Here is a 24381-nt window from a genome sequence, read left to right on the forward strand (position 1 = left end):
ACCAATTGACGTATAGGCATAACTTGGAAGCTAATATCTTGATAGACAGCGCTTTTTGTGGGTAAAAAGTCTGTAAATCAGGCAGCGCGTTGCTTTTGAGAGTTGTAGCAACTGCCGTGTGTGCCCAACGGCTTGTCGCTAGGGATGACAATACTAAATGTCGCCAAGATGACAATACTAAACGCTATTGCTAGAAGCTAGTAGCTCATCCAGCTTGCCTTGATTGTCTAAAGCGTGGATATCATCACAACCACCAACATGCTCATCATTGATGAAAATTTGCGGTAAAGAACGACGCCCATTGGCTCTTTGAGCCATTTTATCTCTCGCTGCTTCATCTCCATCAATACTATATTCAATAAATTCAACTCCCTTATTCTTCAGCAAACTTTTCGCACGGATGCAAAATGGGCAAGTTCTCCAAGTGTAAATTTCTACTTTTGTAGCCATAAAGTCCTCAAAATGATTTCATACTTCTTAATTTTAGACTTTGCCGCTGGCTATAGCCGCCCTATAGAGTTTTAACTTGATTCTCTGAGATGTCTAACTGGGTTTGCAAAAATAAAAGTTAGTCAACAGAATATTAAATCTAGACTTTTGGCTAAGATAATGTTTATACCAGACTTATCAATATGGCAGTTCCCAATTACATGAGGTACATAAATTTGTAGGGTAGCACAGCTGTGCTACCCTACCTTGTACTTCGCAAAAACGAGGAATCCTATGAATAAGTAAAAATGTGTTTGAATATTTGGTCACTAAAAAAATTTTATTGGGTTAAGAAAGACACACCTGATTTCAACAGAGAATATATGGACTAGCAGTCTATTCTCTTAGGGGATGCATCAGGTGTATCAAAATACAGCTTCTAAGAAACTGTTATTGAAGCTGGGGCTTGAGTCTTTTTCTTTGCTACTTTCAGCCCACCCAGAGCAAATAGACCAAGGGCAACTGTTGTAGTAGGTTCCGGCACTTTTGCAGGTGGAGGTGGGGAGGGAACGTAGTAAGGAGCTGTTCCTTTGAGTTTGCTACTGTCTTCGCGACTAGTTGCAGAACCTACGCTCATTAACCGTACTCCAAAGCTTTGCTGAGAAAACTGAGCCAAAGTTAAAGCTTTAGAAGTATGGGATAGGGTAAAGATGGTAGATTGAATATCGCCTTTTCCATCAGCGATACCTTCTTGACCAATTTCTACCCCAGCATCAAACAAGTTCTGTCCATTCTTCCCGTTGCCGTTGAGATTGTTGTTACTACTGCCCACAGTCTCAACTTCTCCGGCAGGGCCAAATTTGCTGGCTGTTATATCTTTGCCTGATACTTGGAGACCACTAAGAAGTGTGTTGTCCAAAATGTTGAAGAAAACACCGCGGATGTCAGCAAGTGTGTTTTTGCCAGTGGATAAATAATCTACTTTAAACTGAACTTTGCCAGCCCCTGCTATTGCGTCATCTAAGGTAAACTTCACCTGAGTGTCGGCACCGGTGAAGTCATTGATAGTAAAACTCATCGAAGCCGCATTAGCCGGGGAAAAAACAGAAGACGATATCACTACGGCACTAGCAGCTACAAAGGAAGATATTGCTGCACTGGAAAATAGAGGTTTCATGTTAATCAATGTTTACAAAACAAAGTGGTGGGACGAAGTTGCTAATGATGGGAATTTGCTGGTTGGTATGTAAAATTAGATGCACTCAGTTGACAAGCCTTTTACCACTCTAAAGATTCAAATAAAAGTTGTCTACAATACAAGCGTTAGTTCAAAAAGACTTTATTTTTGGCTTTAAATAATAAAAAACCCAGTATTAATACTGGGTTGACTTAAAATTAAAAATCTATGATTTTTCAGTATTTACCCACAGTCAACGGCATATTCAATCAACTGGGCAAGACGCTGGCGTAGAGTTTCTAATCCCAACCGCTGACTCGCAGAAATAAACACCGCTAAGGGAAATTCTTCTCTAGCTAGAGCTAGTGTTTCACTGTTAGCTTGATCGATTTTGTTAAAAACAACTAGCGCCGGGCCAGGAGTGATTGGCATTTGTGCCAGGATTTCTCTGACTGAACGAATATGACGCAACCAAGCTGGGTGAGACAAATCTACCAAATGCAGCAGGGCATCGGCTTCTGTGACTTCCTCCAAAGTGGCGCGGAAGGCATCCATTAAGGATGTAGGCAGTTCGTGTATGAACCCTACTGTATCTGTAATCAGAATTTCCTGAGGTTCGTCAGCTTCGCCATGAGGAATTACTAAGCGGCGAGTAGTAGGATCAAGGGTGGCAAATAGCTGGTCGGCTGTATAAACTTCTGCGTTAGTCAGAGCATTTAATAGAGTAGATTTACCAGCGTTAGTGTATCCTACCAAAGCTACTGAGGGAACTTCCTGATGCTGTCGTCGTTGCCGTAAGCGTGAACGATGCGCTTGCAACTGGTTGACTTCTTTTTGCAGTCGAGAAATCCGCTGCCCAATGGCACGGCGTTCTGTTTCCAGTTTAGTTTCACCAGGCCCACGAGTTCCAATACCACCACCCAATCGGGACATGGTGCGACCTCTACCAGCCAGTCGCGGCTGCATGTATTCTAACTGTGCTAGTTCTACTTGCAGTTTCCCAGCACGGGATTGAGCGCGTTGGGCGAAGATATCCAAAATTACTTCGGTGCGGTCAACTACGCGGACACCAATTTGCGCTTCTAGGTTGCGGACTTGGGAGGGTGAAAGATCCCGGTCAAAAACGACGAGATTAACTCCTAGTGTTTGGGCTGTGAGGGCGATTTCTTGGACCTTACCTTCGCCGACTACTGTTTGGGGATGAATGCGCGATCGCTTTTGTTGTATCGTCTGCAATACATCTCCCCCAGCAGTATCAACTAAACGTGCTAATTCTGCTATGGTGTCTTGGAATTGTTGGGGGGTCGTTTCATCAGTCATTAACCCCACAATTAACACGCGATCGTGGTCAGCATCTACTTCCTGGGCGACAAATTCTCGCTGGAATTCGGCTTCCAGATTTTCCACCAAGTCGATAAAATCCTGTTGTGCCAGATCGTCCAAGCTTAGAGGTGGCGATAGATTCCAACTCGGAGATTGGACTTGCTTTTCATCTAGCTTGAAGGCAGCAGGAGTTGTCATCAAGGTGCGAGAGTCTTGGGGCGTCAGATGAGCCAAATAAGCTTCTTTGACGTACCCAGTCGCACCGCCTCCCCGACGTGTAAATCCTGTTCCAGTAATATTTAGCACAACCAAGGCATCTAAACGTTGTAGTGCCATAGCCGTGAGCGCCGCTTCATTGGGCGGTTCTGGCTTCAAATGGGTGGCGAGACAACGAATACCACTGAGTCGTTCTGCACCGTAACGCGGCAATTCCAATGGTGGGATTTGCGTTTGACGCGGTGTGCCTACCCCCACGCGAATTACTTGTCCGCGACGGTTGAGGTAGGCACAGACAGGCTGATTGAGTTCTGTGCTAATTGCTGCCAGACGCTGGGAAAATTCAGGCGTGGTGATGCGATCGCCTGGTATGCGCTGGTGATAAAGCCGCTGTAGTTGCTTCAGCTGGCTGCTCTTTAGACCTTGGAGATTTCCAAAGATAGTCTCTATAGGCGTTTATGACCAGTTAAATGGCCCCCCGAATCCTTCTTATGTCTATTTTACAACAGGCTTGAGGCTACAAACTCTCTCCTCTGAGGGATGCGAGCTGAATTAGTGTCTGTAGAGTCTTGATTTGAAACTATTTTGATGTTACAAGCTGACACTTGCAATTTTAGCTTTACCTATTTGACGTAATCAAAAAGCCCTGCTCTTGAGAGCAGTCTTTGAACTCAGCACTCTTGACTAGCGATCGCGTCTTCTAATCTACCCGTATTTCCACAACCAGCTTAGGATAGACTAAAAGAATTTTTTGAGGAAAATGGTAGAAAAAATTACAGCCGTGTTTAATGGCAAAGTGTTCTATCCGTCTGAACCGATCGCACTGCCAATTAATACCCGTGTGCGAATCAGTATTGAAATTTTACCGCCTGGTGAACATCAAACAATATCATTTTTGCAAACCGCGCGATCGCTTAGCCTCGAAGGTCCACCTGATTGGTCTGCCAATATAGATAAATATTTGTACGCTAAATAAACTTTTCATGCATCCTGAAGTCTTTCTTGATACATCATTTGCTATTGCCTTATCTGCACCAAGCGATCGCCTGCATCACCGAGCTTTACATCTGGCTAAAATGTTACAAGCGGCAGAAACTCGCTTAGTCACAACACAGGCCGTTATGTTGGAAATTGGCAATGCCTTATCCCAACTGCCTTATCGTCAGGCAGCAATTATATTATTGAATTCTTTGGTAGCAGACTCCAAAGTAGAAATTGTTCCCCTTTCCCAGGAACTCTACGAACGTGCTTTTCAGCTTTATTGCGATCGAACTGAGAAAGAATGGGGGTTTGTCGATTGCGTGTCTTTTATTGTGATGCAATATAGTGGGATTACTGAAGCTTTAACTGCTGATGAGCATTTTCAACAAGCAGGCTTTCGAGCATTATTGCGAGAAAATTTGCCGTGACTGGGGACTGGTGAATGGGGACTGGGTATTAGGGATTGAAAGTTTACCCATTCCCTATTCCCCACTCCCTCATTTCCGTTATCTTCTTCATCTTCCTGATCTTCCCCAGTCCCCAGCGATGCACTGAGCTTGTCGTACCCCTACGGGGAAGCAAGCTACGCGGAGCGTCTCGTTCGCTCTTAGCGTCTCGTAGAGAAGAGAAGTGTCCCCAGCCCTTATTATTTCGTTACAATCAGCTTGTGCATTAGGCATTCACGAGTTATCAGCCATGAATTTGATTTTCGACCCACCGATTCCTGTGAAAATTCAAAAGATGAAGGAACGGGTGCGGTGGATGCATCCAAGTTTTGTGCAACGGGGAATTGACCAAACCAGCTTAGTTATTGACGATCGCAAAAATAATAGTCCAGAATTTTCCTTTATGGTTATCGGTGATTCTGGTACTAAATCCCATTCTCCACAACACCCACAACGAAAAGTTGCTGAACTAATGCTTGCTCACCGCGAGGATTGCAGCTTTGTGTTGCACACAGGAGATGTAATTTATGTGGTGGGTTCTCAAGAGTATTACTCAACAAATTTTATTGAGCCTTATCGGGAATTTCTTGTCGGCGGCGACAATCCAAAAGGCATTTCCTATAACGGCATGGTGTTTAATCTACCCTTCTTGCCAGTACTTGGCAATCATGATTACTACGATGTGCCGTTGTTGTACCGTTTATTTACTGGAACAACATCCTCACTACGTCGGTTGTTAAAGTACAAAGATATCGAGATTGGCTGGCATGGTTCGTATCAAGGTAATGCCTATGCACGGGCGTTTATGGATTATACGGCGGGGATGTCTTCCCAAAAGTTAGAACGTCATTTAGATCGGCACTATACTGCTAAAACCGACACAGGACGCTGTTTGCGTTACAAACCGGGACAATTCACCCGCTTACCCAATCGCTATTATACGTTTCGTTACGGTGGGATTGACTTTTTCGCACTGGATTCTAATACCTTTAATACACCATCACCTTTACCTGCAACTCAAGAGGGGGAAATTTACCGGCGGGAGTTGCAAAAGCGTCGCCATGAGATTGATAGAGAAGAATTGCAGATTTTGAAAATATGTGATGGACTCAATCCAGATAAACCAACTGAAGCGGAAAAACTTGATGAACTGAGTGCCAAATTAGACCAAATTAATGAAATCAAAATCGATATTGAAAAACAGCTAGCATCTGAGAAAATGCCTGCGATCGATTTTGAACAACTTGAATGGTTACGCAGCAGACTTATCGAATCTTGGAATACTTCCGAGGTGCGTGGACGTGTCATCTTTTTTCACCATCCACCGTATGTTACTGAGGCTACTAAATGGCATCAGGCACAAACCTTGGCGGTTCGCCACCACTTGCGCTGGGTCTTTGAACAAGTGGCACAAACTCTTGGTTCTTTAATTAAACAGCGTCCGATAGTGGATTTGATTTTAAACGGCCACGCTCACTGTTTGGAATACCTCCGCACAACTGATACCGGATTTGCTGATTCTCACATTAACTGTATTATCTCTGGTGGTAGCGGTCATCGTCCCAGGTATCAACGGCGAGAAGGGACTGAATTGATGGAGACTTTTGCTGAAATTCCAGGTAATCCCAGTCGTAAAATTGCTGATTCAATGCTTTTTGTGGGTCGTAATGACTACAACTTTTATAACCGACTGCCTTATTCATGTGTGCGGATTGATGTCTTGGATGGTTCTCCACCCAAGTTTGTTGTTAGACCGCTGGTTACTGAGCGCGTTGGTGAAGAGTGGTATAACAGTGAACTTGAACCTTTTGTGATTTAGACACCTCAAAAGACTATGGCACAGTAATCACAGCTACTGGGCAATGTGCTTTATTCAGAATTGCATCTACTCTGTGACCGAAGAAAACCCGACCCGTAACCATGCGGATATTGCTGCCTAAAATTATTAAGTCAGCTTGATTGGTTTGGGCAAACTTGAGGATTTCCCTTTCTGGGCTGCTTCCTTGAAGAATATAGGTTTTGACATCAGCACCTAAATTCCGGCCAATTGCTGCTTGCCTTTCTAGCAGATCTTCAGCAATTTCCTTTACTGGAGCTAGCGATCGCTGCTCGTAAAGAATATACTCAACCTGTGGTAAATTAATCACGTTCACGATCGTTACTAGTGCGCCAGTCTGAGCTGCGATCGTACTTGCTACTTCTACGGCATTTTTGCTGTATTCTGTGCCCACTGTTGGCACAATAATGTTTTTCATCTGTTGTTGGGCGATTTTGCATGTCTCGCCTTTGGGTTGGGGTAGGTGCGACTTCACCACCATCGTTGCACAAGGGGCTTCTTGTACTACTCGGTCTACAAGCAAATTGAACAATGCTTTTTGAGGGCGTATCTGTTCAGAGGCTCCCAGTACAATTAAGTCATAGTTTTTGTTCGCTTCATTCAAAATTACCTCTGCTTTACTGGGCCCAGATTCCGTTTTTGTTTGCAGAGTGGTATTAGCAGGTAGCTGCATTTCCTCAGTCACAGAAGCAAGAGCTTGTTCAGCAGCAGTATCTTTAACTTGGGTCGCCGTTCGACGTGCTTTTTTTTGGGGCTGCTTGTCGCTAAGAGCATATAAAGCTGTGACTTCTACTTGGTTTTGATGAGCCATGTAACCAACTAGTTGCGCCGCAAGTTGGATGTTAGGCCCACCGCTAGTGGGTACTACAATACGGTGTATTCGCTTGATAAAGCTACGGCTATCTTGTTCCTCTTGTTCCAAACGTCTAGCTTCTTCTTCACCCATAACGACTTTCGACAAACACCAACGCAAAAGAGGTGGAGCCATCAAAGAGGTAACGATCGCCACCATAACTATAATTGAGTACATCTGGGGATTGAGAACTCCCAAAGATAAACCAATTGTGGCAACAACAATTTCCATTGCCCCACGGGCATTCATCCCCGAACCCATGGCCAAAGCTTCCCAATGGCTCAAGCCGCCTACACGAGAACCAAGGTAAGCGCCTGTAAATTTACCAATACAGGCGACAGCAAGCACAATCAAACCAAATAACAAGGTCTGGGGAACTAATAGGGCTAGCAAGTTAACTTTCAAGCCGGCAGCTGCAAAGAAAATTGGTGCTAAAAAGCTTGCTGTGAATACTTCTAGCATGTGTCCGGCTTCATTACTAAAGCGACGGGATTGACCTGCTAGAATCCCTAGCACGAAAGCACCTAAGGCTGCTTCTAGACCTAATGCGTGAGTAAATGCTGCTGCCGAGAGTGAAAGAATCAGCACAACCGACATACTAGCGGCGATGCCACCAACGTAGTCATCAACCCAGCGCAAAATCTGGTCTACGATGGTACGCCCAATTGTAAAGGCAATGGCTAGAAACAATATCGCTGCACTCACCGAGTGAAAAATTGTCCCAAAGTCAAATTTGCCACTGCTAGCCAAACCTGACACCACAGAAAGTAAAATCCAGCCAATGGTGTCGTCGGTCATGCCGGCTGCTAAGGTAACTTGACCAATGTCACGGCGAATCAGGTTCAAGTCCATCAACACCTTAGCAATCACTGGTACTGCTGAAATACTCATCGCTGTGGCGATAAACAGACTGAATACCAGTCGCTTTTCTGGGTCGGCTAAAAAACTATCTGGCAATAGCCAGCCTAGTCCAAATCCAGTGATAAACGGGACAAGAATTCCACCGAGTGAAATCAGCAGGGCCGTTTTACCTTTACGCAGAATTAGTTTGAGATCCGTCTCCAACCCAGTCACAATCAGCAAAAATAACACCCCTAACCAAGAAATTACTGAAAGTAGATCGGACTGTTCTTGGTTTTTGGGAAAAATATGCGCCTGTAAGTCTGGAAGAAGCAAACCAAATAAAGAAGGGCCAAGCAGCACACCTGCTAGTAATTCTCCAACAACAGGGGGTTGGTTAATTCGGCGCATCAACTCACCTAATCCCCGCGCTACTAAAAGCAACAGCGACAGTTGTACCAGCACCAACAGCAGTTCGTGATGACCAAGAGGTTTAATCAGACTCGCACCTGCTCCTTTCTGTGCAGCTAGTACAGGCAGTAACATTAGGGATAGGTTTTGCATATAAGCATCCAAAAATGAGATCACGAATTTTTAAAGACCTGTTTTCAGTAAATAGTGTCAGTGTTTACCTCCACATCGCTCTAGAAGATTAAACTGTGATTCTTAAATGCATGATTATGATAAGCGATCGCTAGATGCATAGTTAAAGTTCAAACAAACAAGTTTTGATTTTAATACATAAATTTAGCGATTAATAATTGACACAATTTATTTCAACAAGTGGCAACCTATCAATGAAGTAATTAACTACACTTAATATGACTAATAGTTCCAAATTGAATTTTTTACCTTTTATACTCATTTTTTTAGTGATGTTGGGGTACTTACTGTTTTATCCGATTGCGATCGCAAAAGCAGATTCCCCTTCTACCACAGTTTATGAACAACGAGTAATTCATAGCCCAGATGGGATTGGCAAATATTACATGGGGCGAGAAATTGCTAAAGTTATGGGATACACTGGCGCTGGTTGGCTAGAACGAGCGAGCCGAGAAGAACAGGAACAACCAAGTAAAATAGTCAGTGTTATTAACCTGAAGCCTAACGATGTGGTAGCAGATATTGGTGCTGGTACTGGTTATTTAAGCTTTCGCATTGCGCCACTATTAACAACAGGTAAAGTGTTGGCTGTAGATGTTCAGCCAGAAATGTTGGAGATTATCGAATTGTTCAAACAGGAGAAAAATATTACCAATGTTGAACCTGTTTTAGCAACTATTACTGACCCAAATTTACCATCCGAGAGTATTGATTTAGCGTTGATGGTAGATGCTTATCATGAATTGGAATATCCCCAAGAAGTGATGCAAAAAATTGTGAAGGCACTGAAACCTGGTGGTAGGGTGGTGCTAGTTGAGTATCGGGGTGAAAATCCTTTTATTATGATCAAGCGTCTGCACAAAATGACTCAAAAACAAGTCCGCAAAGAAATGCAAGCTGTTGGTTTAGTTTGGCGTGAAACTAAAAATTTGTTACCTCAACAGCATTTAATGATATTTGAGAAACCTGATTCTAGTAATTCGTAATTCGTAATTCGTAATTCGTAATTAAGGTGTCATGCAATAATAAAGTAAAACTCATTACAGAGTAAGAAATTATGGTAAAGTTAGGACTTAAGCAGAGAATTCCTTTTTTAGAAAATGGCGATCGCCTCACTCGCTACGAATTTGAGCGGCGCTATCAAGCAATGTCCCGTCATCAAAAGGCAGAATTAATTGAAGGAGTTGTATACTTGGCATCCCCATTACGTTTTGAAAGTCATGCTGAACCACATGGTCATACAATCACTTGGTTAGGAGTTTATCAAGCATCAACTCCTGGTGTGAGATTGGGAATTGAGCCAACAGTCCGCTTAGATTCAGATAATGAACCGCAACCAGATGGGGTGCTATTAATCACACCAACAGCTAAAAGACAATCTCGTTTCAGCGATGATGATTATATAGAAGGTGCGCCAGAACTTGTTGTAGAAATAGCAGCTAGCAGTGCTGCTATTGATTTATATGACAAGAAAAAAGTCTATTGTCGCAATGGGGTCAAAGAATATATTATTTGGCAAATATTTGAAAATAAATTAGATTGGTTTCGGCTACAACAAGGAGAATATGTATCCTTAAAAGTGGATGCAGATGGAATTATCAAAAGTCAAGTCTTTCCTGGTTTGTGGTTGTCGATGCCAGATTTGCTTGCTGGCAATATGCAGCAAGTTTTGGCTGTGTTGCAGTTGGGGTTAAATTCGCCAGAACATCAACTATTCGTACAACAGTTGTCTAGTTAGAATACATCCATCTGAAATAGTTAAAGAACCACGAAATCTGCTCAGTCCTTATTTTGGGGAATGAGACTAGCGGTTTTGGTTGTACTATCCCAAACTATCCAGCTAGCAGAATTATCTAAATCATCGGCACTATTTGAAACTTTAAAATACAGCTTTTCTTGACCTTTAGTTTCAATAGCAAAGTCGGCATTTTGGGCGTAAACAACTTTAAAGCCTTTATCTCGCAAACAATACATCGCCCAGGCTTTTAATGATTGCTTGTATGGTTCGTGGGGAATTGGTGGTTTGGTAATTGTGTCTTCAATTACTTTAAAGATTTGCGTGAGTTTGACGCTCATAAGGAATACTTTTGCTATGACTCCTAAGTTAACTAGCTTCTGGATCGCAACGAATTTCAATCATAAAGCCATCTGGATCGTAGAAGTACACACCTCTACCAGTAGGGCGAGTGACTGGGCCATGAGCGATCGCTATTTTATTTTCTCTGATTACTGCCACGGCGCGATCGAATAACTGGGGATCGATATCAAAAGCCAGATGGTAGGCTCTAGTAAAAGTCTTTTCTGGATTGGGATCTGGTGGTGATAATTCTGGTTCGCCAAATAAGTCCAATATTATACCATCTGGGGTGACAAAATTGGCTACTTTTCCAGATGCAACGAGTTCCACCAGGGTTGCCGGTACTTCGTCGCCTGTTAGTTCATGCAAACCCAGGATAGTCCCATAAAAATGTCGGGAAGCTTGCATATCCTTGACGTTGAGCGCAATATGATGCACTTTACGCAAATTCCCTGGAGCAAGGACGCTGTTCACAGATTCGGTGCTAGATAGCATAGTAAACAAAATTTCCCTACAGAGATAGAAGTTAAACTTTTTTATTAAAGTTTACTATTGCTAATGAAAATCTATCAACAAAAGAGTCAGAATTCACAAAGAATTTTGTACGACTGGTGGATAAATACAAGGGTTTAATATACCCCTGATTTATTCTGACTCCTGAATTCTCTTTTACTATGCCTTTTGATTACTCTTTAGACTTTGAAAATATCGATTTTCGGCAGCATCCTGAACTCTATCGCGTTGGCAAGGGTGAGCAAGGTGTACTTTTGGTGGAACCATACAAATCAGAAATTCTTCCTTACTGGCGGTTCAAAACTCCTGAAATTGCTAGAGAGTCTAGCGAAAAAATCTACGGAATGTTTCTTTCTTATTTAGAACAAGATGATTTTGTTGGCGCAGATATGGCGCGAAAGTTTATCCAAATGGGTTATACTCGCTCCCGTCGTTATGCGAATCATAAAAGCGGCAGAAAATATAAAAAAGATTCGCCAAAAGAGATTTTACCTTATGAAGTAGACCCGATTAAAGCTGAATCAGCAGCTATATTTAAAATTAAATGGATGGAAGCAAAAACAAATGAGAAATACCTCCAGCTTATGGCTAAACATAAACAGAGGTATGAAGTAGATTAGCTTCTCTGTTGCTGTGGAATTTCGATTTTTGAGAATTCCTTAAGCTACTAACTGAACAACACCCCATTGTCCATTTGTCAACCAAGAAGAGTCAGATTTTGCTACTTCCTCAATAACTTCTGGTTTTAAACCTACTATTACTTCTGATTTCAGGGTGCGTAGAGCTACCATTGGTACAGGTAAGTAATTGACTATATCTGCAATGTTAGTAGTGAAATCCCAATGGCGATCGCCTAATAAACGGCGATAATTTGCATCTCCTTTGATTATAATCAAATTGGCTTTGGCTAACTCATTTTTGAGTGGGTTGGGTATTTCCCAAAATGCTAAAGGTGATGTCCAAAAATAATCTTCAGCTAGAACTAAACGCCCTAATGCTATATTTTTTTGCAATCTTTGAGCAAAGGATATCACTTTTTGATGGCTAGTAGCAGCTAAAAAATTTATTGTGGAATGTACATCCTTCATCATGGCATCAGAGACAAAAGTCGGATGTGGTTTTAAGTGGAGATAAATCTGATTAACCAGTCCGCTATTTAATAGAAAATCTACCAAACATAAATCACAAACTAGTTCAAAACCAGCATTATCGACAACAAAATCAATCCGTCCTCCCTGAGAATTGCTTAACAACTCTTTGACTTGGGAAGTATCATCTACCAAGATGTGAGCGAGTTGGCTTTGAATATCAAAACGACTGCGGTCATCCTCGAATGCTGACCATAAACTCAAATCAACTCGATTTCCCCACAAAGCAAAATATAAAAGTGCAATGAAAGCTGTTTGGTTTGATTCTTCATCTACTTGGGAATTCTCCAACCAATTATTTACTCGATCGCACAACAGAATAATTGAGTCAATAGATGCTTCCAAACCTTGAGATTTTTGCAATTCAAAGGGATCGATACCTTGCCATTCACCAGGGCTAAAATAATTGGTAACATCCAGAATTAAGCGATAAAAATAAGTTTCGGCAAAAAACCAGGGAACATCCACCCAACGCTGATTTTTGTAGAATTCTAAATATCTATTCCAGGCAGAAAAATCTATAGTAGTATCATTTAAAAGGTGTCGTAAATATCCGGTTGGCAACTCTGTAGCGAGATTTTCCAAACTGGTATTAATCTCAGATGGAAAATTATTTTCTGCGATAACTCGGCGGGCGATCGCAGGCATTCGCACAGTAACTGTAAACTCAGTAAAAGAACCAATTTCTGACCCCACAAGCGGTGGTGGTAGGGGTAATTTTGGCATGTGGGATATGTTCACCACAAACTTTTCTTGTCCTCATATTTTTAGTTATTCTAACTTGAGTAGGAAATTGCAAATAAAAATTTGTCAAATCAACTCAAAAACACGATAATTTCACCAAGTCCCCGCGTCTTCTTCAAAAATGGCAGCAAATAAAACGTTTAAAAAAGTCAAAAAATCTCTTCAAGAAGCCGGAATCAAGTTTGTTCGCATCCTTTGGTGTGATAACGCCAACATCATTCGTGCCAAAGCTGTTCATGTGGAAATGTTATCTCACTACTTTGACTATGGTGTCGGGATTTCTGCGGGACAACAGGGAGTACCAGTAATGTATGATGCTGTTATTCCCGAAACTGGTCTCAGCCCAGTAGGCGAAATCCGCTTAGTACCAGATTGGTTTAGCTTCACTCCTTTACCCTATGCTCTTGGCCATGCTCGTGTCATAGGAAACATGGTACTTAATGGGACTCCTTGGGCGTTGTGTCCGCGTAATTTTTTGATACGGATGATTGAAGCCGCCAGACGCGAGGGTTTAGAAATTCGCGCTGCATTTGAAAATGAATTTTATCTGTTACGGCAAACATCAGAGGGAATTGTAGCCGCAGATTCTACAGTTTTTGCTTCTACCCAAGCAATGGATAGAAATCGAGCAGTAATTGATGAGATTGCTGAAGCACTCATTAGCCAAGGAATTCCTGTAGAGCAGTATTATCCAGAATCTGGCCCTGGTCAACAGGAAATCTCCATACGATATACTGATGCTTTACGGGCAGCAGACTGGCAGATTACTTTTAGAGAAACCGTCAGAGCGATCGCTCATCAACACAACCTCACAGCCTCTTTCTTACCGAAAATTTTTGCCGATGCCGCTGGTAGCGGTTGTCACATCCATCTTAGCCTTTGGCGTAACGGTCAAAATCTCTTACCAGACCCCCAAGGTATCTGCGGCGTTTCCCAGATCGGTGAAGCATTTATCGCTGGCATACTAGACCATCTGCCCGCACTGATGGCTTTGACTACCCCTAGCACTAATTCTTACCGTCGCATCCGTCCCCACTGTTGGAGTGGTGCTTTTCGTTGTTGGGGACTAGACAACCGTGAAGCTGCCGTGAGAGTACCAAGCAATCCTGCATTTAATGGTTCCACCCATTTCGAGTTAAAAACCGTTGATGCATCAGCCAATCCTTACCTCGCTTTAGGTGCTGCGATCGCCGCCGGACTTGACGGTGTGCAACGAACTCTCAAACCAGGGAACCCCGTTACACAAGACCCCGGACATTTACCAATTGAAGAACGTCAGGCCAATGGTATTGACCTTTTACCACAAAACTTGGGGGAAGCTTTACAATATTTCAAACAGGATAGTATGCTTTTAAACGCTTTAAACCCAGAGTTGTCACCAGCCTTTTTAGCAGTGCGTCAAGCTGAGTGGGAAGCTATGAAAGATTGGGAATTGCAAGCAGAAGTCAAACTTTTATTAGAGAAATACTAACCTTATAGTGGTTTTCACTGTAATTTTTAGGTAATTATAAGTAAGAGGTTATTTAATTGATCTTCTAAATTGCAACGCATCCAGGTTTCATTTATGAATCAGTCTTTTTCTGAAAACCAAGCAAGACGAAATCGTCAAAAAAACCTGTGGCAACAAAAATGGAGTTTAAAGACTAAAGCTATAATTTGGGCACTCGGTATCAGTGTCCTACCTGTGGTTGCAATTGGAACAGCTACTTACTACTATGGAACTGATTTAATTACCAAAAAAATCCCACAAGTCAGACAAGAGAGTGGGAAAAGTTCAACAGAAACTGAACTAGCTCTACAAAGACAACTATCACTCTTGTTAACTGGTATGGGAGTAACAGCAGTTTTGGCAGGTGCGATCGCAACTTTTGTAGTTAATAGAACTATTACTCGAATCAAAAACGCTGCTGAAACTACTAACACTATTAAAAATAGGCTACGTCCAGACAGCGATTTTACTCAAGTTTACATCGCCAGCAAAGATGAATTAGTGATGTTAGAGAGAAACATCAGCTTATTCACAGAATTACTTTCAGTTTTGCAACAGGATAAAGAAGGCGAAACTGATTACTCGCAACTATCGAACAAAATTACCCGTTGGGTTCGAGAATCATTCAATGAAGAAGATGTTCTCAAAACTACCTCAGAAGAAATTCGCAGAGCTTTAAGTCTCGATCGCGTAACTATTTTTTCCTTCGATTCCAACTCTAATGGAACCTTTATCGCAGAATCAGTAGCACCAGGTTTACCGAAAATATTAGGGCTTACAGTTTCTGATCCTGGGTTCGAGGCAGGGTACATAGAAAAATACCAGAATGGTTGTAACCGTGCCATTGATAATATCCATCAATCCAATCTCACTGATGGTGATATTGAGTTGCTGGAGCAATTTGCTGTCAAATCTAGTTTAATAACACCTATTCTTAAAGACAAACAGCTATTCGGTTTATTAATTGCACATCAGTGTTCTAGACTTCGCTTTTGGCAACAATCTGAGATTGATTTATTCGCTCAAATAGCTATGCAAATGGGATTTGCTCTTGACTACGCCACGGTTTTAGAACAGGTAGATACTAAAGCAAATAAAGCCCAGCTATTTATAGAAATTACCCGCAGCATTCGCCAATCGCTCAACGAAGAAGATGTCCTGAAAACCACTGTGGAAGAGGTTCGCAAAGTACTTGGCACTGATCGAGTCCTCGTTTATACCTTTAATGCTAATTGGTCTGGAATTATAATTGCCGAATCAGTGGTTCCAGGTTATCCAAAAGTTTTACGGTCTGAAATTGAAGACCCATGTTTTACTAAAGGTTATGTAGAAAAGTATCAGTCTGGTCGCGTTCAAGCCACAAACAACATTTACCAAGCTGGTCTAACTGATTGTCACATCAACCTGCTGGAATCCTTTGCTGTCAAAGCAAATTTAGTCGCCCCTATTATTAAAGATCAACAGTTATTTGGCTTATTAATTGCACATCAATGCTCCAGACCCCGTGATTGGCAACAGCCTGAGATTGATTTATTTGTCCAGATAGCGATGCAAGTGGGATTTGCTCTCGACCATGCCAGACTGCTGCAACGAATTGAGGCTGAAGGTGTGCAAAGTCAGTTGCTGGCGGATATTATCCGCAGCATTCGCCAATCACTCAACGAAGAGGATGTCCTCAAAACCACCGTAGAAGAAGTTCGTAAATTACTTAGCGCTGATAGAGTACTAGTTTATACCTTTAATGCTAATTGGTCTGGAACTGTAATTGCCGAATCAGTTGTTCTCACCTACCCAAAAATTTTACGAGCTGAAATCCAAGACCCATGTTTGGGTCAAGGCTATTTACAAGACTATCAATCCGGTCGCGTTCTAGCGATAAACAACATTTATGAAATCGGTTTGGATAATTCTGAGATTAGCCTGCTGGAATCCTTTGCTGTGAAAGCAAATTTGGTCGCACCCATTATTAAAGACCAACAGCTATTTGGCTTGTTAATTGCACATCAGTGTTCCAGACCTCGTGATTGGCAACAGTCTGAGATTGATTTATTTGCCCAAATAGCCATCCAAGTGGGATTTGCTCTTGACCATGCTAGGCTGCTGCAACGAATCAATGCTGAAAGTATGCGAAGTCAGCTATTTATAGAAATTACCCGGAGTATTCGCCAATCGCTCAAAGAAGAGGATATCCTCAAAACCACCGTGGAAGAAGTTCGCAAAGCACTTAGTATTGACCGAGTGCTGATTTATAGCTTTTACGCAAATTGGTTCGGAATTATAATTGCCGAATCAGTGGTTCCGGGTTATCCCAAAGTTTTGCGGTCTAAAATCCATGACCCCTGTTTCACTCAAAGCTATGTAGAAAAGTACCAATCTGGTCAGGTTGTAGCAATCAAGAACATTTATCAGGCAGGTTTGGCTGATTGTCATATTAGCCTGCTGGAATCTTTTGCCGTGAAAGCAAATTTAGTAGCACCCATTATCAAAGATGAGCAGCTATTTGGCTTGTTGATTGGACATCAGTGTTCTGCCCCCCGTGACTGGCAACAACCTGAGATTGATTTATTTGCCCAGATAGCTATGCAAGTAGGATTTACTCTCGATCATGCTAGGCTCCTACAAGCATATCAAACTGCTGAAACTAACTAACTGACCAAAAAAGTGCTGAGTTGCCTATTGTCTGTTCCCTGCTATAACTATGAGCTAATACTCAACACTACTAAAGGATATACTCTGCTTCTACGTAAAGGAAAGCTAATGTATTACCAATGAATCTTGCTGACATTCCCCTAATTGACCAACACGCGCACAACCTGTTACGACCTGAAATAGCTGCCCGTTATCCTTATGCTGCTGCTTTTACCGAAGGTTATGATTCGGAGATTATCAATTATCATGCCCGCCAAACTTTTTTTTATCGGCGCAGCCTCCGAGAGATTGCCAATTTATTAGAATGTGAAGCGCAGGAAACAGCAATTTTGGCACGTCGCGAAAGCTTGGGACTAGAAAATTTAACACAACTATATTTCAGCGCTGCCAACTTACAAGCAATTTATTTAGATGATGGATTGGAGTCAGAAAATATTTTGCCTCTATCATGGCATGAAAGATTTGTTTCAGTGCAAAGGATTTTGCGTTTGGAAGTATTAGCAGAACAGCTAATTCCTCAAATAGAAGATTTTGACGCTTTCCTCCAAACATTTAACAGCCAACTTGACCCGCCACCAAATGGAGTTGTCGCTTTTAAAAGCATTGTTTGTTACCGCACTGGTTTAGACATTCAACCTGTTGCTGTAGATGTGGCTGCTAGTAACTTTTATCACCTCAAACAACAGCTGCAAAATCAAGCTATGCGGCTTGTAAACAAACCGCTGATTGATTTTCTTTTACAACAAGCGTTATTAATTGCGGCTAAATATCGCCTACCAGTGCAATTGCATACTGGTTATGGCGATCCTGATTTAGATTTACGATTAGCGAATCCTTTGCATTTGCGATCGCTCCTAGAATCACCCCAATATCGCAATGCACCCATTGTACTGCTACATGCTTCCTATCCTTATATGCGAGAAGCTGGATATCTGGCTTCTGTTTACCCTCAAGTTTATTTAGATTTTGGTTTAGCAATACCATTTTTAAGTGTATCTGGAATGCGGGAGACAATACGCCAATTATTAGAATTAACTCCTACAAGTAAATTGATGTATTCCTCTGATGCACACTCAATTCCAGAGTTATATTACTTGGCCGCAAAATGGGGGCGTCAGCTGTTAAAAGAAGTGCTAGAACAAGCAATTCAAGATTCGGATATTACTACAACTCAAGCAGAAGCGATCGCATTTGCAATTTTACGTCAAAATGCCTTGGCTTTGTATCGGTGAGCGATTAGGCACCCTCGCGTTCACAATCCAAAATGGTATTAGTTACGTAATTTATTGCCATTGCCCAATGATGACAGTTGCAACTCAACCGCACTCAGGTAATATTCATCATTTATAACTTCTGCTGGTAACTTGTTAGCCTTAACACCAGCCTCAACTACATCTTTTGCAGTCACCTTTCCTATTTGGTATTCATATAACAAAGTGCCCATACTGGGAATACCCTGTCCTTCCAAATAACCTTGATAAGCCAGAAAGACAATATTGAAGGGTTTTAGATAACTGCCATTATTATTGACTGTTTGAGCGCCAGCAATTCCAGGTATAAAAGTAATAGAGGCAATAATTAGCGCAGAATTTATTAAAGCTGTGAATTTCATAAATTTATCCTCATCAGAAAGTTTTTTGTTTGCGCGAAAGTAGTTACAGCAATCCTAGATAATAGATTCTCAATATAATTCTGAGAGCTATATCAAAAAAGCAAAGAAGATGTTAGAAAATAATTTAGGATTACTGTAGCTAATATAAAATCTTAAAAATTACCAAACCCCATCATGTAATATGCAATAAAAGCAGTATCAAATGTTTTGAGGTAATTAACATTTGAAGAATATTGAGGTAAAATTTTCAAATTTCTGGCTGTGTTTGTTGATGTCTGATTGTTGTTATTTTTGACTTGCAAACATCTAGGAATTTTTAGCATAAAATCACTCCCCATAACAATATATTTAGACTTGATTAAAGAGTAAAAACGTTCTGTCGAGGCGTCATGACTCAGAATCATAATAGGCTCTCGACTTAGCTTTCACACCTATAATTTATACTTCACTCTTCTTGAAACCCGCTATATTTGGAATTATGGTATTTTCCAGTTTTTTTACTTGAATCAACAGCTAAAATTTAGCTTGGTTTTAGCTAATTAGATTGCCATAAGAATATGTTAGGAAAATCCTGAGATAAAAACAAATGTTTTTAGTTTTTAAATTAATAAATAAAAATGATGGAAGTTAATACTGAGATTGAAAAATTGACAATAAACCTCGCTAATATCGGGTTCGGTTAAAAACTTATCATTCTGACTGACAGGGAGAGAAGTCGGATTGCCAGAAGCCGACACCCTGAACTTCAGGGGAAGCGGAGAGTTTTGAATAGTAAGTAATGATCCGAACTTAATATAACTATTGATTTGAGTTTAAGTTAATTCTTTTGTAGGTCATCATCAACTTTAAAAAAATCTGCTGAAAGGATCATTTTTTCAGCGCCAAAGTCAAGCCATCGGCGATCGCAATTACACTTAGACTAACTCGCTCGTCTTGATGTAACTTCTGATTAAAAGCACGAATTCTTTTAGTTCTATTATCTTGGACTTGGGGGTTGGCAACTCTGCCCGACCAAAGGACATTATCGATCGCAATCAATCCCCCTGGACGTACTAATTGCAGCGATCGCTCATAATAGGCATCATAGTTGCTTTTATCTGCATCAATAAAAGCAAAATCAAAAGTTTCTGCTTCTCCTGTCGCCAATAGCCAATCTAAAGTATCCAAAGCGGGAGCGATGTGTAGCTGAATTTTATTTGCGACTCCTGCTTGTTGCCAATAACGCCGAGCGATCGCTGTAAATTCTTCACTAATCTCACAGGCTACTATCTTACCGTTCTTCGGTAACGCCAATGCCACCACTAAAGCACTATAGCCTGTAAAAACACCAATTTCCAAAGTTTTCTTTGCTCCCAACAACTGCACCAGCAATCCGAGAAACTGCCCTTGTTCGGGAGCAATCTGCATTCTACCTACTGGATGCTGGGCTGTTTCTTGCCTCAGTTGAGTTAAAATTTCCGGTTCTCGGAGAGAAATTGACAGTAAATAGTCATATAAATTTTGTTCGAGTCCTAGTGTTTGAGTTGTCATGATATTGGAGTATTGGTCATTGGGAGTGCTGTTAGCGGATAGCTATGGTTTAGCCCATTAAAAGTTAGGAGCTAGCAATTTTCCCCTCCGCTTCCCATTCCCCACCTCACAAGTAATATTAATTTATTTTTTCGTAATCCTTAATTACTTTTCTAGCTTAAGAATTTGAGCTTTTCGGCAATCATACACCTTCAATGGATGGGCTTTGTTAGCAAGTTCTGTAAAATGTTGGCAGAAAGCAAAACTCAACACACTAAGGTCAATATGCGATTACTACATACAATGTTGCGGGTGGGTAACCTTGAAGAGTCGTTAAAATTTTATTGTCAAGTTCTGGGTATGAAATTACTGCGGCGAAAAGATTATCCAGGAGGAGAATTTACCCTAGCTTTTGTGGGCTATGGTGATGAAAGCGATAATACAGTGATTGAATTAACTTACAACTGGGGAGTAGAAAAATACGAATTGGGTAATGCTTACGGTCATATTGCTCTTGGTGTTGATGATATTTACACTAAGTGTGAAGAAATTCGCAATCAGGGCGGTAAAATCGTGCGAGAACCAGGGCCAATGAAACATGGTTCAACAGTTATTGCTTTTGTAGAAGATCCAGACGGGTATAAAATTGAACTGATTCAACTGGGAACTCAAGGATCGGCCATCAAACAGGAATCACAAGAGCAACTTGTAAGTCAGTAATTCTCACAGTCATAATCTATATACTGTCATTGATGTGCGACATCAACAGCGTAGCCGTAGCCTGTCGTCGACATCGCTCCAGTAGCACCATTTGGCAAACTACGCTTATAACCGTGTTTTCGTTTTAAATTAGGGAATAGGTGGAGATTGGGTATTAGGGACTGGGGACTAGGGAATAGGAAATAGGAAATAAATATTATAGGAATACTTTCTCAGTACCAATCCCCAATCCCCAATCCCCAGTCCCCAATTCCCACTCCCCACTCCCTAAAATAAAAATCTCAAATCGAAAATTCTAAAAGATGCAACCTACAGATCCTAATAAATTTACAGACAAAGCCTGGGAAGCGATTGTTAAATCTCAAGATATAGTTCGTGCTTATCAACAACAGCAACTAGATGTTGAACATTTAATTATTGCCCTGTTAGAAGAACCCACTAGTTTAGCAATACGTATTCTGGCTCGGTCTGAAGTCGATCCAATCCGCTTGCAGCAACAACTAGAAGCCTTTACCCAACGTCAGCCGAAAGTTGGTAAAAGCGATCAGCTTTACCTTGGTCGCAGTTTAGATGTTTTACTAGACCAAGCCGAAGAAGTTAGAGCCAGGATGAAAGATTCCTACATTTCTGTGGAACACATGCTGCTAGCTTTTGCTGAGGATGAACGCGTTGGACGGCGGATACTCAAAGGCTTTAATGCGGATGCAGCAAAGTTAGAAGCTACGATCAAAAGTGTTCGCGGTAGCCAAAAGGTAACAGATCAAAATCCAGAATCCCGCTATGAAGCTTTACAAAAGTTTGGTAGAGACTTGACAGAACAGGCAAAATCTGGGAAGCTCGACCCGGTGATTGGACGGGACGACGAAATTCGCCGAGTAATTCAGGTGTTGTCTCGTCGCAGCAAAAATAATCCGGTATTGATTGGTGAACCAGGCGTAGGTAAAACTGCGATCGCTGAAGCTTTAGCACAACGAATGGTTAACGGTGATGTTCCCGAATCGCTGAAAAATCGCCAGTTAATCTCTTTGGACATGGGTAGTTTGATTGCTGGGGCTAAATACCGGGGTGAATTTGAAGACCGCTTGAAATCTGTACTCCGGGAAGTCATGGAATCAAACGGTCAAATCGTCCTATTTATTGACGAATTGCACACCGTAGTCGGCACAGGTTCCAATCAACAAGGGGCGATGGATGCGGGAAATCTACTCAAACCCATGCTGGCGAGGGGAGAACTGCGTTGCATTGGCGCCACAACCTTAGATGAGTTCCGCAAACACATTGAGAAAGATGCTGCCTTAGAACGCCGTTTTCAGCAAGTATTTGTCGATCAGCCAACTGTGGAAAATACTATTTCCATTCTTCGGGGCTTGAAAGAACGTTATGAAGTCCATCACAACGTCAAAATTTCTGATTCGGCTTTGGTAGCAGCAGCAACTTTGTCAGCACGTTATATTAGCGATCGCTTTTTACCAGATAAAGCCATTGACTTAGTAGATGAAGCAGCCGCACAACTGAAAATGGAGATTACCTCCAAGCCAGCCGAACTAGAAACCATCGATCGCCGCCTCATGCAGTTAGAAATGGAAAAGCTATCATTAGCTGGCGAAGAAAAGGGTACTCCGCAAACCAAAGAACGTTTGCAGCGAATTGAGCAAGAAATCGCCAATTTAACGGAAAAACAGCATATATTTAACGATCAATGGCAAGGTGAAAAGCAGCTATTAGAAGCGATAAGTGCTTTAAAGAAAGAAGAAGATGCGCTGCGAGTGCAAATTGAACAAGCAGAACGTGCCTATGACTTGAATAAAGCTGCCCAACTGAAGTATGGCAAATTGGAAGGAGTACAACGCGATCGCGAAGCCAAAGAAGCGAAACTTTTAGAAATTCAAAGCCTTGGTTCTACTTTGCTGCGCGAACAAGTCACCGAAGCTGATATTGCTGAAATTGTCGCCAAGTGGACAGGAATTCCCGTCAATCGCTTGTTGGAATCGGAACGCCAAAAATTACTCCAACTAGAAAGTCATTTGCATCAACGAGTCATCGGCCAAGAAGAAGCTGTAGAAGCCGTAGCAGCCGCAATTCGTCGCGCCCGTGCGGGAATGAAAGACCCCTCGCGTCCCATTGGTTCATTTTTGTTCATGGGGCCAACAGGCGTAGGTAAAACCGAACTCGCCCGTGCTTTAGCTCAGTTTCTCTTTGATTCTGACGATGCATTAATCCGCCTCGATATGTCTGAGTATATGGAAAAACACTCAGTTTCGCGGCTGGTGGGAGCGCCTCCTGGATACATCGGCTACGAAGAAGGCGGTCAACTTTCCGAAACAGTTCGCCGTCGTCCCTACTCAGTGGTGTTGTTGGATGAAGTCGAAAAGGCGCATCCCGATGTGTTTAATATTTTATTGCAGGTACTAGATGACGGCAGAATTACTGACTCTCAAGGGAGAGCAGTAGATTTTCGCAACACTGTTATTGTCATGACCAGTAACATTGGTAGCGAACATATATTAGATGTATCAGGTGATGATTCCAAGTATGAAACCATGCGGAAGCGGGTAATGGACAACTTGCGATCGCATTTTCGCCCCGAATTTCTCACCCGCATTGACGATTTAATTCTCTTCCATCCCCTCAGCCGTTCCGAAATGCGGCATATTATCCGCATTCAACTCAAACGGGTAGAAAATCTCCTCCGCGATCAAAAAATCTTCTTTGAAATCTCCCCAGGTGCTTGTGATTACCTCGTAGAAGCAGGCTATGACCCAGTTTACGGTGCCCGCCCACTCAAACGCGCAATTCAGCGAGAAGTAGAAAACCCCCTTGCTACCAAGTTATTGGAAAATACCTTTATTTCTGGAGACACGATTGTTATTGACAAAAGTGAAAACGGTCTGTCTTTCAGTAAAAAAGTGCCAGTGAAGGTGTCAGTAACACAGATTGCTACGTAGACCTGGTAAATAGGACTCGCAGTTCCCCCAGACAAAACCCCGAAGTCTGAGCAGAGGTTTCCTCTACTCAGACTTCTCTTTGTCCATCGCTCTTATGTAAAATACTCACTCCTTAATGAAGCTCAAAGACTCCTCGGCGAATATCAAAGACTCGTCCGCGAATATCAAAGACTCATTCACGAATATTAAAGACTCGTCCGCGAATATCAAAGACTCATTCACGAATATTAAAGACTCGTCCGCGAATATCAAAGACTCATTCACGAATAT

The 24381-nt window shown here is 41.9% G+C and carries 21 protein-coding genes; 12 read left to right on the top strand and 9 right to left on the bottom strand.

From position 1 onward, the window contains the following. Window positions 1-177 precede the first annotated feature (177 nt). Together grxC and ACM0OY_RS07580 are read right to left on the bottom strand one after the other, a co-directional pair. Window positions 178-450 carry a glutaredoxin 3 gene (grxC, locus tag ACM0OY_RS07575; protein ID WP_414568240.1) on the bottom strand — a complete coding sequence of 91 codons (273 nt, stop codon included), beginning with the start codon at window positions 448-450 and terminating at the stop codon, window positions 178-180. 418 nt (window positions 451-868) lie between these two features. Beyond that, window positions 869-1507: a hypothetical protein gene (locus ACM0OY_RS07580; protein ID WP_414568241.1), complete on the bottom strand. Its 639-nt coding sequence runs from the start codon at window positions 1505-1507 to the stop codon at window positions 869-871. On the opposite strand from ACM0OY_RS07580, the gene ACM0OY_RS07585 reads away from it, so the two are divergent. Next, the gene (locus ACM0OY_RS07585) at window positions 1482-1679 is read left to right on the top strand and encodes a hypothetical protein (protein ID WP_414568242.1); all 198 of its coding nucleotides are present in this window, start codon (window positions 1482-1484) and stop codon (window positions 1677-1679) included. The genes ACM0OY_RS07580 and ACM0OY_RS07585 overlap by 26 nt on opposite strands. 170 nt (window positions 1680-1849) lie before the next feature. Here ACM0OY_RS07585 and hflX read toward each other — a convergent pair whose 3' ends face one another. Then, a complete protein-coding gene (gene hflX, locus ACM0OY_RS07590) occupies window positions 1850-3595 on the bottom strand; it encodes a GTPase HflX (protein ID WP_414568266.1) in 1746 nt (581 codons plus the stop codon). 310 nt (window positions 3596-3905) lie between these two features. Here hflX and ACM0OY_RS07595 point away from each other — a divergent pair, with 310 nt between their 5' ends. The 3 genes from ACM0OY_RS07595 to ACM0OY_RS07605 all read left to right on the top strand — a co-directional run bounded on the left by ACM0OY_RS07595 (window position 3906) and on the right by ACM0OY_RS07605 (window position 6391). Continuing rightward, complete coding sequence (locus tag ACM0OY_RS07595) at window positions 3906-4121, top strand: hypothetical protein (RefSeq protein ID WP_414568243.1); 216 nt, start codon at window positions 3906-3908, stop codon at window positions 4119-4121. Window positions 4122-4128: 7 nt separating this feature from the next. After that, window positions 4129-4554, top strand: coding sequence for a type II toxin-antitoxin system VapC family toxin (locus ACM0OY_RS07600; RefSeq protein WP_414568244.1), 426 nt, complete (start codon window positions 4129-4131; stop codon window positions 4552-4554). A 268-nt stretch (window positions 4555-4822) separates the two neighbouring features. After that, window positions 4823-6391: a metallophosphoesterase family protein gene (locus ACM0OY_RS07605; protein WP_414568267.1), complete on the top strand. Its 1569-nt coding sequence runs from the start codon at window positions 4823-4825 to the stop codon at window positions 6389-6391. Between the two features lie 13 nt (window positions 6392-6404). On the opposite strand, the gene ACM0OY_RS07610 is transcribed toward ACM0OY_RS07605, so the two are convergent. Next, window positions 6405-8666 carry a cation:proton antiporter gene (locus ACM0OY_RS07610; protein ID WP_414568245.1) on the bottom strand — a complete coding sequence of 754 codons (2262 nt, stop codon included), beginning with the start codon at window positions 8664-8666 and terminating at the stop codon, window positions 6405-6407. A gap of 257 nt (window positions 8667-8923) precedes the next feature. Here ACM0OY_RS07610 and ACM0OY_RS07615 point away from each other — a divergent pair, with 257 nt between their 5' ends. Together ACM0OY_RS07615 and ACM0OY_RS07620 are read left to right on the top strand one after the other, a co-directional pair. Next, window positions 8924-9691, top strand: coding sequence for a class I SAM-dependent methyltransferase (locus tag ACM0OY_RS07615; RefSeq protein WP_414568246.1), 768 nt, complete (start codon window positions 8924-8926; stop codon window positions 9689-9691). A gap of 71 nt (window positions 9692-9762) precedes the next feature. Beyond that, window positions 9763-10443 (top strand): Uma2 family endonuclease, encoded by a 681-nt coding sequence (locus tag ACM0OY_RS07620; RefSeq protein WP_414568247.1) that lies wholly within the window; start codon window positions 9763-9765, stop codon window positions 10441-10443. Between the two features lie 41 nt (window positions 10444-10484). Here the strand turns inward: ACM0OY_RS07620 and ACM0OY_RS07625 are convergent, their stop codons facing one another. Together ACM0OY_RS07625 and ACM0OY_RS07630 are read right to left on the bottom strand one after the other, a co-directional pair. Next, window positions 10485-10781: a hypothetical protein gene (locus tag ACM0OY_RS07625; RefSeq protein ID WP_414568248.1), complete on the bottom strand. Its 297-nt coding sequence runs from the start codon at window positions 10779-10781 to the stop codon at window positions 10485-10487. Window positions 10782-10809: 28 nt separating this feature from the next. Beyond that, window positions 10810-11277, bottom strand: a complete 468-nt coding sequence (locus tag ACM0OY_RS07630) for a VOC family protein (RefSeq protein WP_414568249.1) — start codon at window positions 11275-11277, stop codon at window positions 10810-10812. Window positions 11278-11456: 179 nt separating this feature from the next. Between ACM0OY_RS07630 and ACM0OY_RS07635 the strand changes: the two genes are divergently transcribed. Further along, the gene (locus ACM0OY_RS07635) at window positions 11457-11915 is read left to right on the top strand and encodes a DUF4385 domain-containing protein (RefSeq protein ID WP_414568250.1); all 459 of its coding nucleotides are present in this window, start codon (window positions 11457-11459) and stop codon (window positions 11913-11915) included. Window positions 11916-11954: 39 nt separating this feature from the next. Here the strand turns inward: ACM0OY_RS07635 and ACM0OY_RS07640 are convergent, their stop codons facing one another. Continuing rightward, on the bottom strand, window positions 11955-13169 hold the full coding sequence (locus ACM0OY_RS07640; RefSeq protein WP_414568251.1) for a damage-control phosphatase ARMT1 family protein: 1215 nt from the start codon (window positions 13167-13169) through the stop codon (window positions 11955-11957). A gap of 139 nt (window positions 13170-13308) precedes the next feature. On the opposite strand from ACM0OY_RS07640, the gene ACM0OY_RS07645 reads away from it, so the two are divergent. The 3 genes from ACM0OY_RS07645 to ACM0OY_RS07655 all read left to right on the top strand — a co-directional run bounded on the left by ACM0OY_RS07645 (window position 13309) and on the right by ACM0OY_RS07655 (window position 18557). Next, on the top strand, window positions 13309-14658 hold the full coding sequence (locus ACM0OY_RS07645; RefSeq protein WP_414568252.1) for a glutamine synthetase family protein: 1350 nt from the start codon (window positions 13309-13311) through the stop codon (window positions 14656-14658). A 93-nt stretch (window positions 14659-14751) separates the two neighbouring features. After that, window positions 14752-17325, top strand: a complete 2574-nt coding sequence (locus tag ACM0OY_RS07650) for a GAF domain-containing protein (protein ID WP_414568253.1) — start codon at window positions 14752-14754, stop codon at window positions 17323-17325. A 119-nt stretch (window positions 17326-17444) separates the two neighbouring features. Then, entirely contained in the window at window positions 17445-18557 is a 1113-nt protein-coding gene (locus tag ACM0OY_RS07655; protein ID WP_414568254.1) for an amidohydrolase family protein, read from the top strand. 38 nt (window positions 18558-18595) lie between these two features. On the opposite strand, the gene ACM0OY_RS07660 is transcribed toward ACM0OY_RS07655, so the two are convergent. Then, window positions 18596-18937, bottom strand: a complete 342-nt coding sequence (locus tag ACM0OY_RS07660; RefSeq protein ID WP_414568255.1) for a hypothetical protein — start codon at window positions 18935-18937, stop codon at window positions 18596-18598. Window positions 18938-19804: 867 nt separating this feature from the next. Then, the gene (locus ACM0OY_RS07665) at window positions 19805-20467 is read right to left on the bottom strand and encodes a class I SAM-dependent methyltransferase (RefSeq protein WP_414568256.1); all 663 of its coding nucleotides are present in this window, start codon (window positions 20465-20467) and stop codon (window positions 19805-19807) included. Between the two features lie 264 nt (window positions 20468-20731). Between ACM0OY_RS07665 and gloA the strand changes: the two genes are divergently transcribed. Further along, the gene (gene gloA, locus ACM0OY_RS07670) at window positions 20732-21166 is read left to right on the top strand and encodes a lactoylglutathione lyase (protein ID WP_414568257.1); all 435 of its coding nucleotides are present in this window, start codon (window positions 20732-20734) and stop codon (window positions 21164-21166) included. 302 nt (window positions 21167-21468) lie between these two features. Then, a complete protein-coding gene (gene clpB / locus ACM0OY_RS07675; RefSeq protein ID WP_414568258.1) occupies window positions 21469-24111 on the top strand; it encodes an ATP-dependent chaperone ClpB in 2643 nt (880 codons plus the stop codon). Window positions 24112-24381: the final 270 nt, after the last annotated feature.

The organism is Nostoc sp. CCY 9925 (assembly GCF_963920935.1).
In the GTDB taxonomy this organism is placed as follows: domain Bacteria; phylum Cyanobacteriota; class Cyanobacteriia; order Cyanobacteriales; family Nostocaceae; genus Nostoc.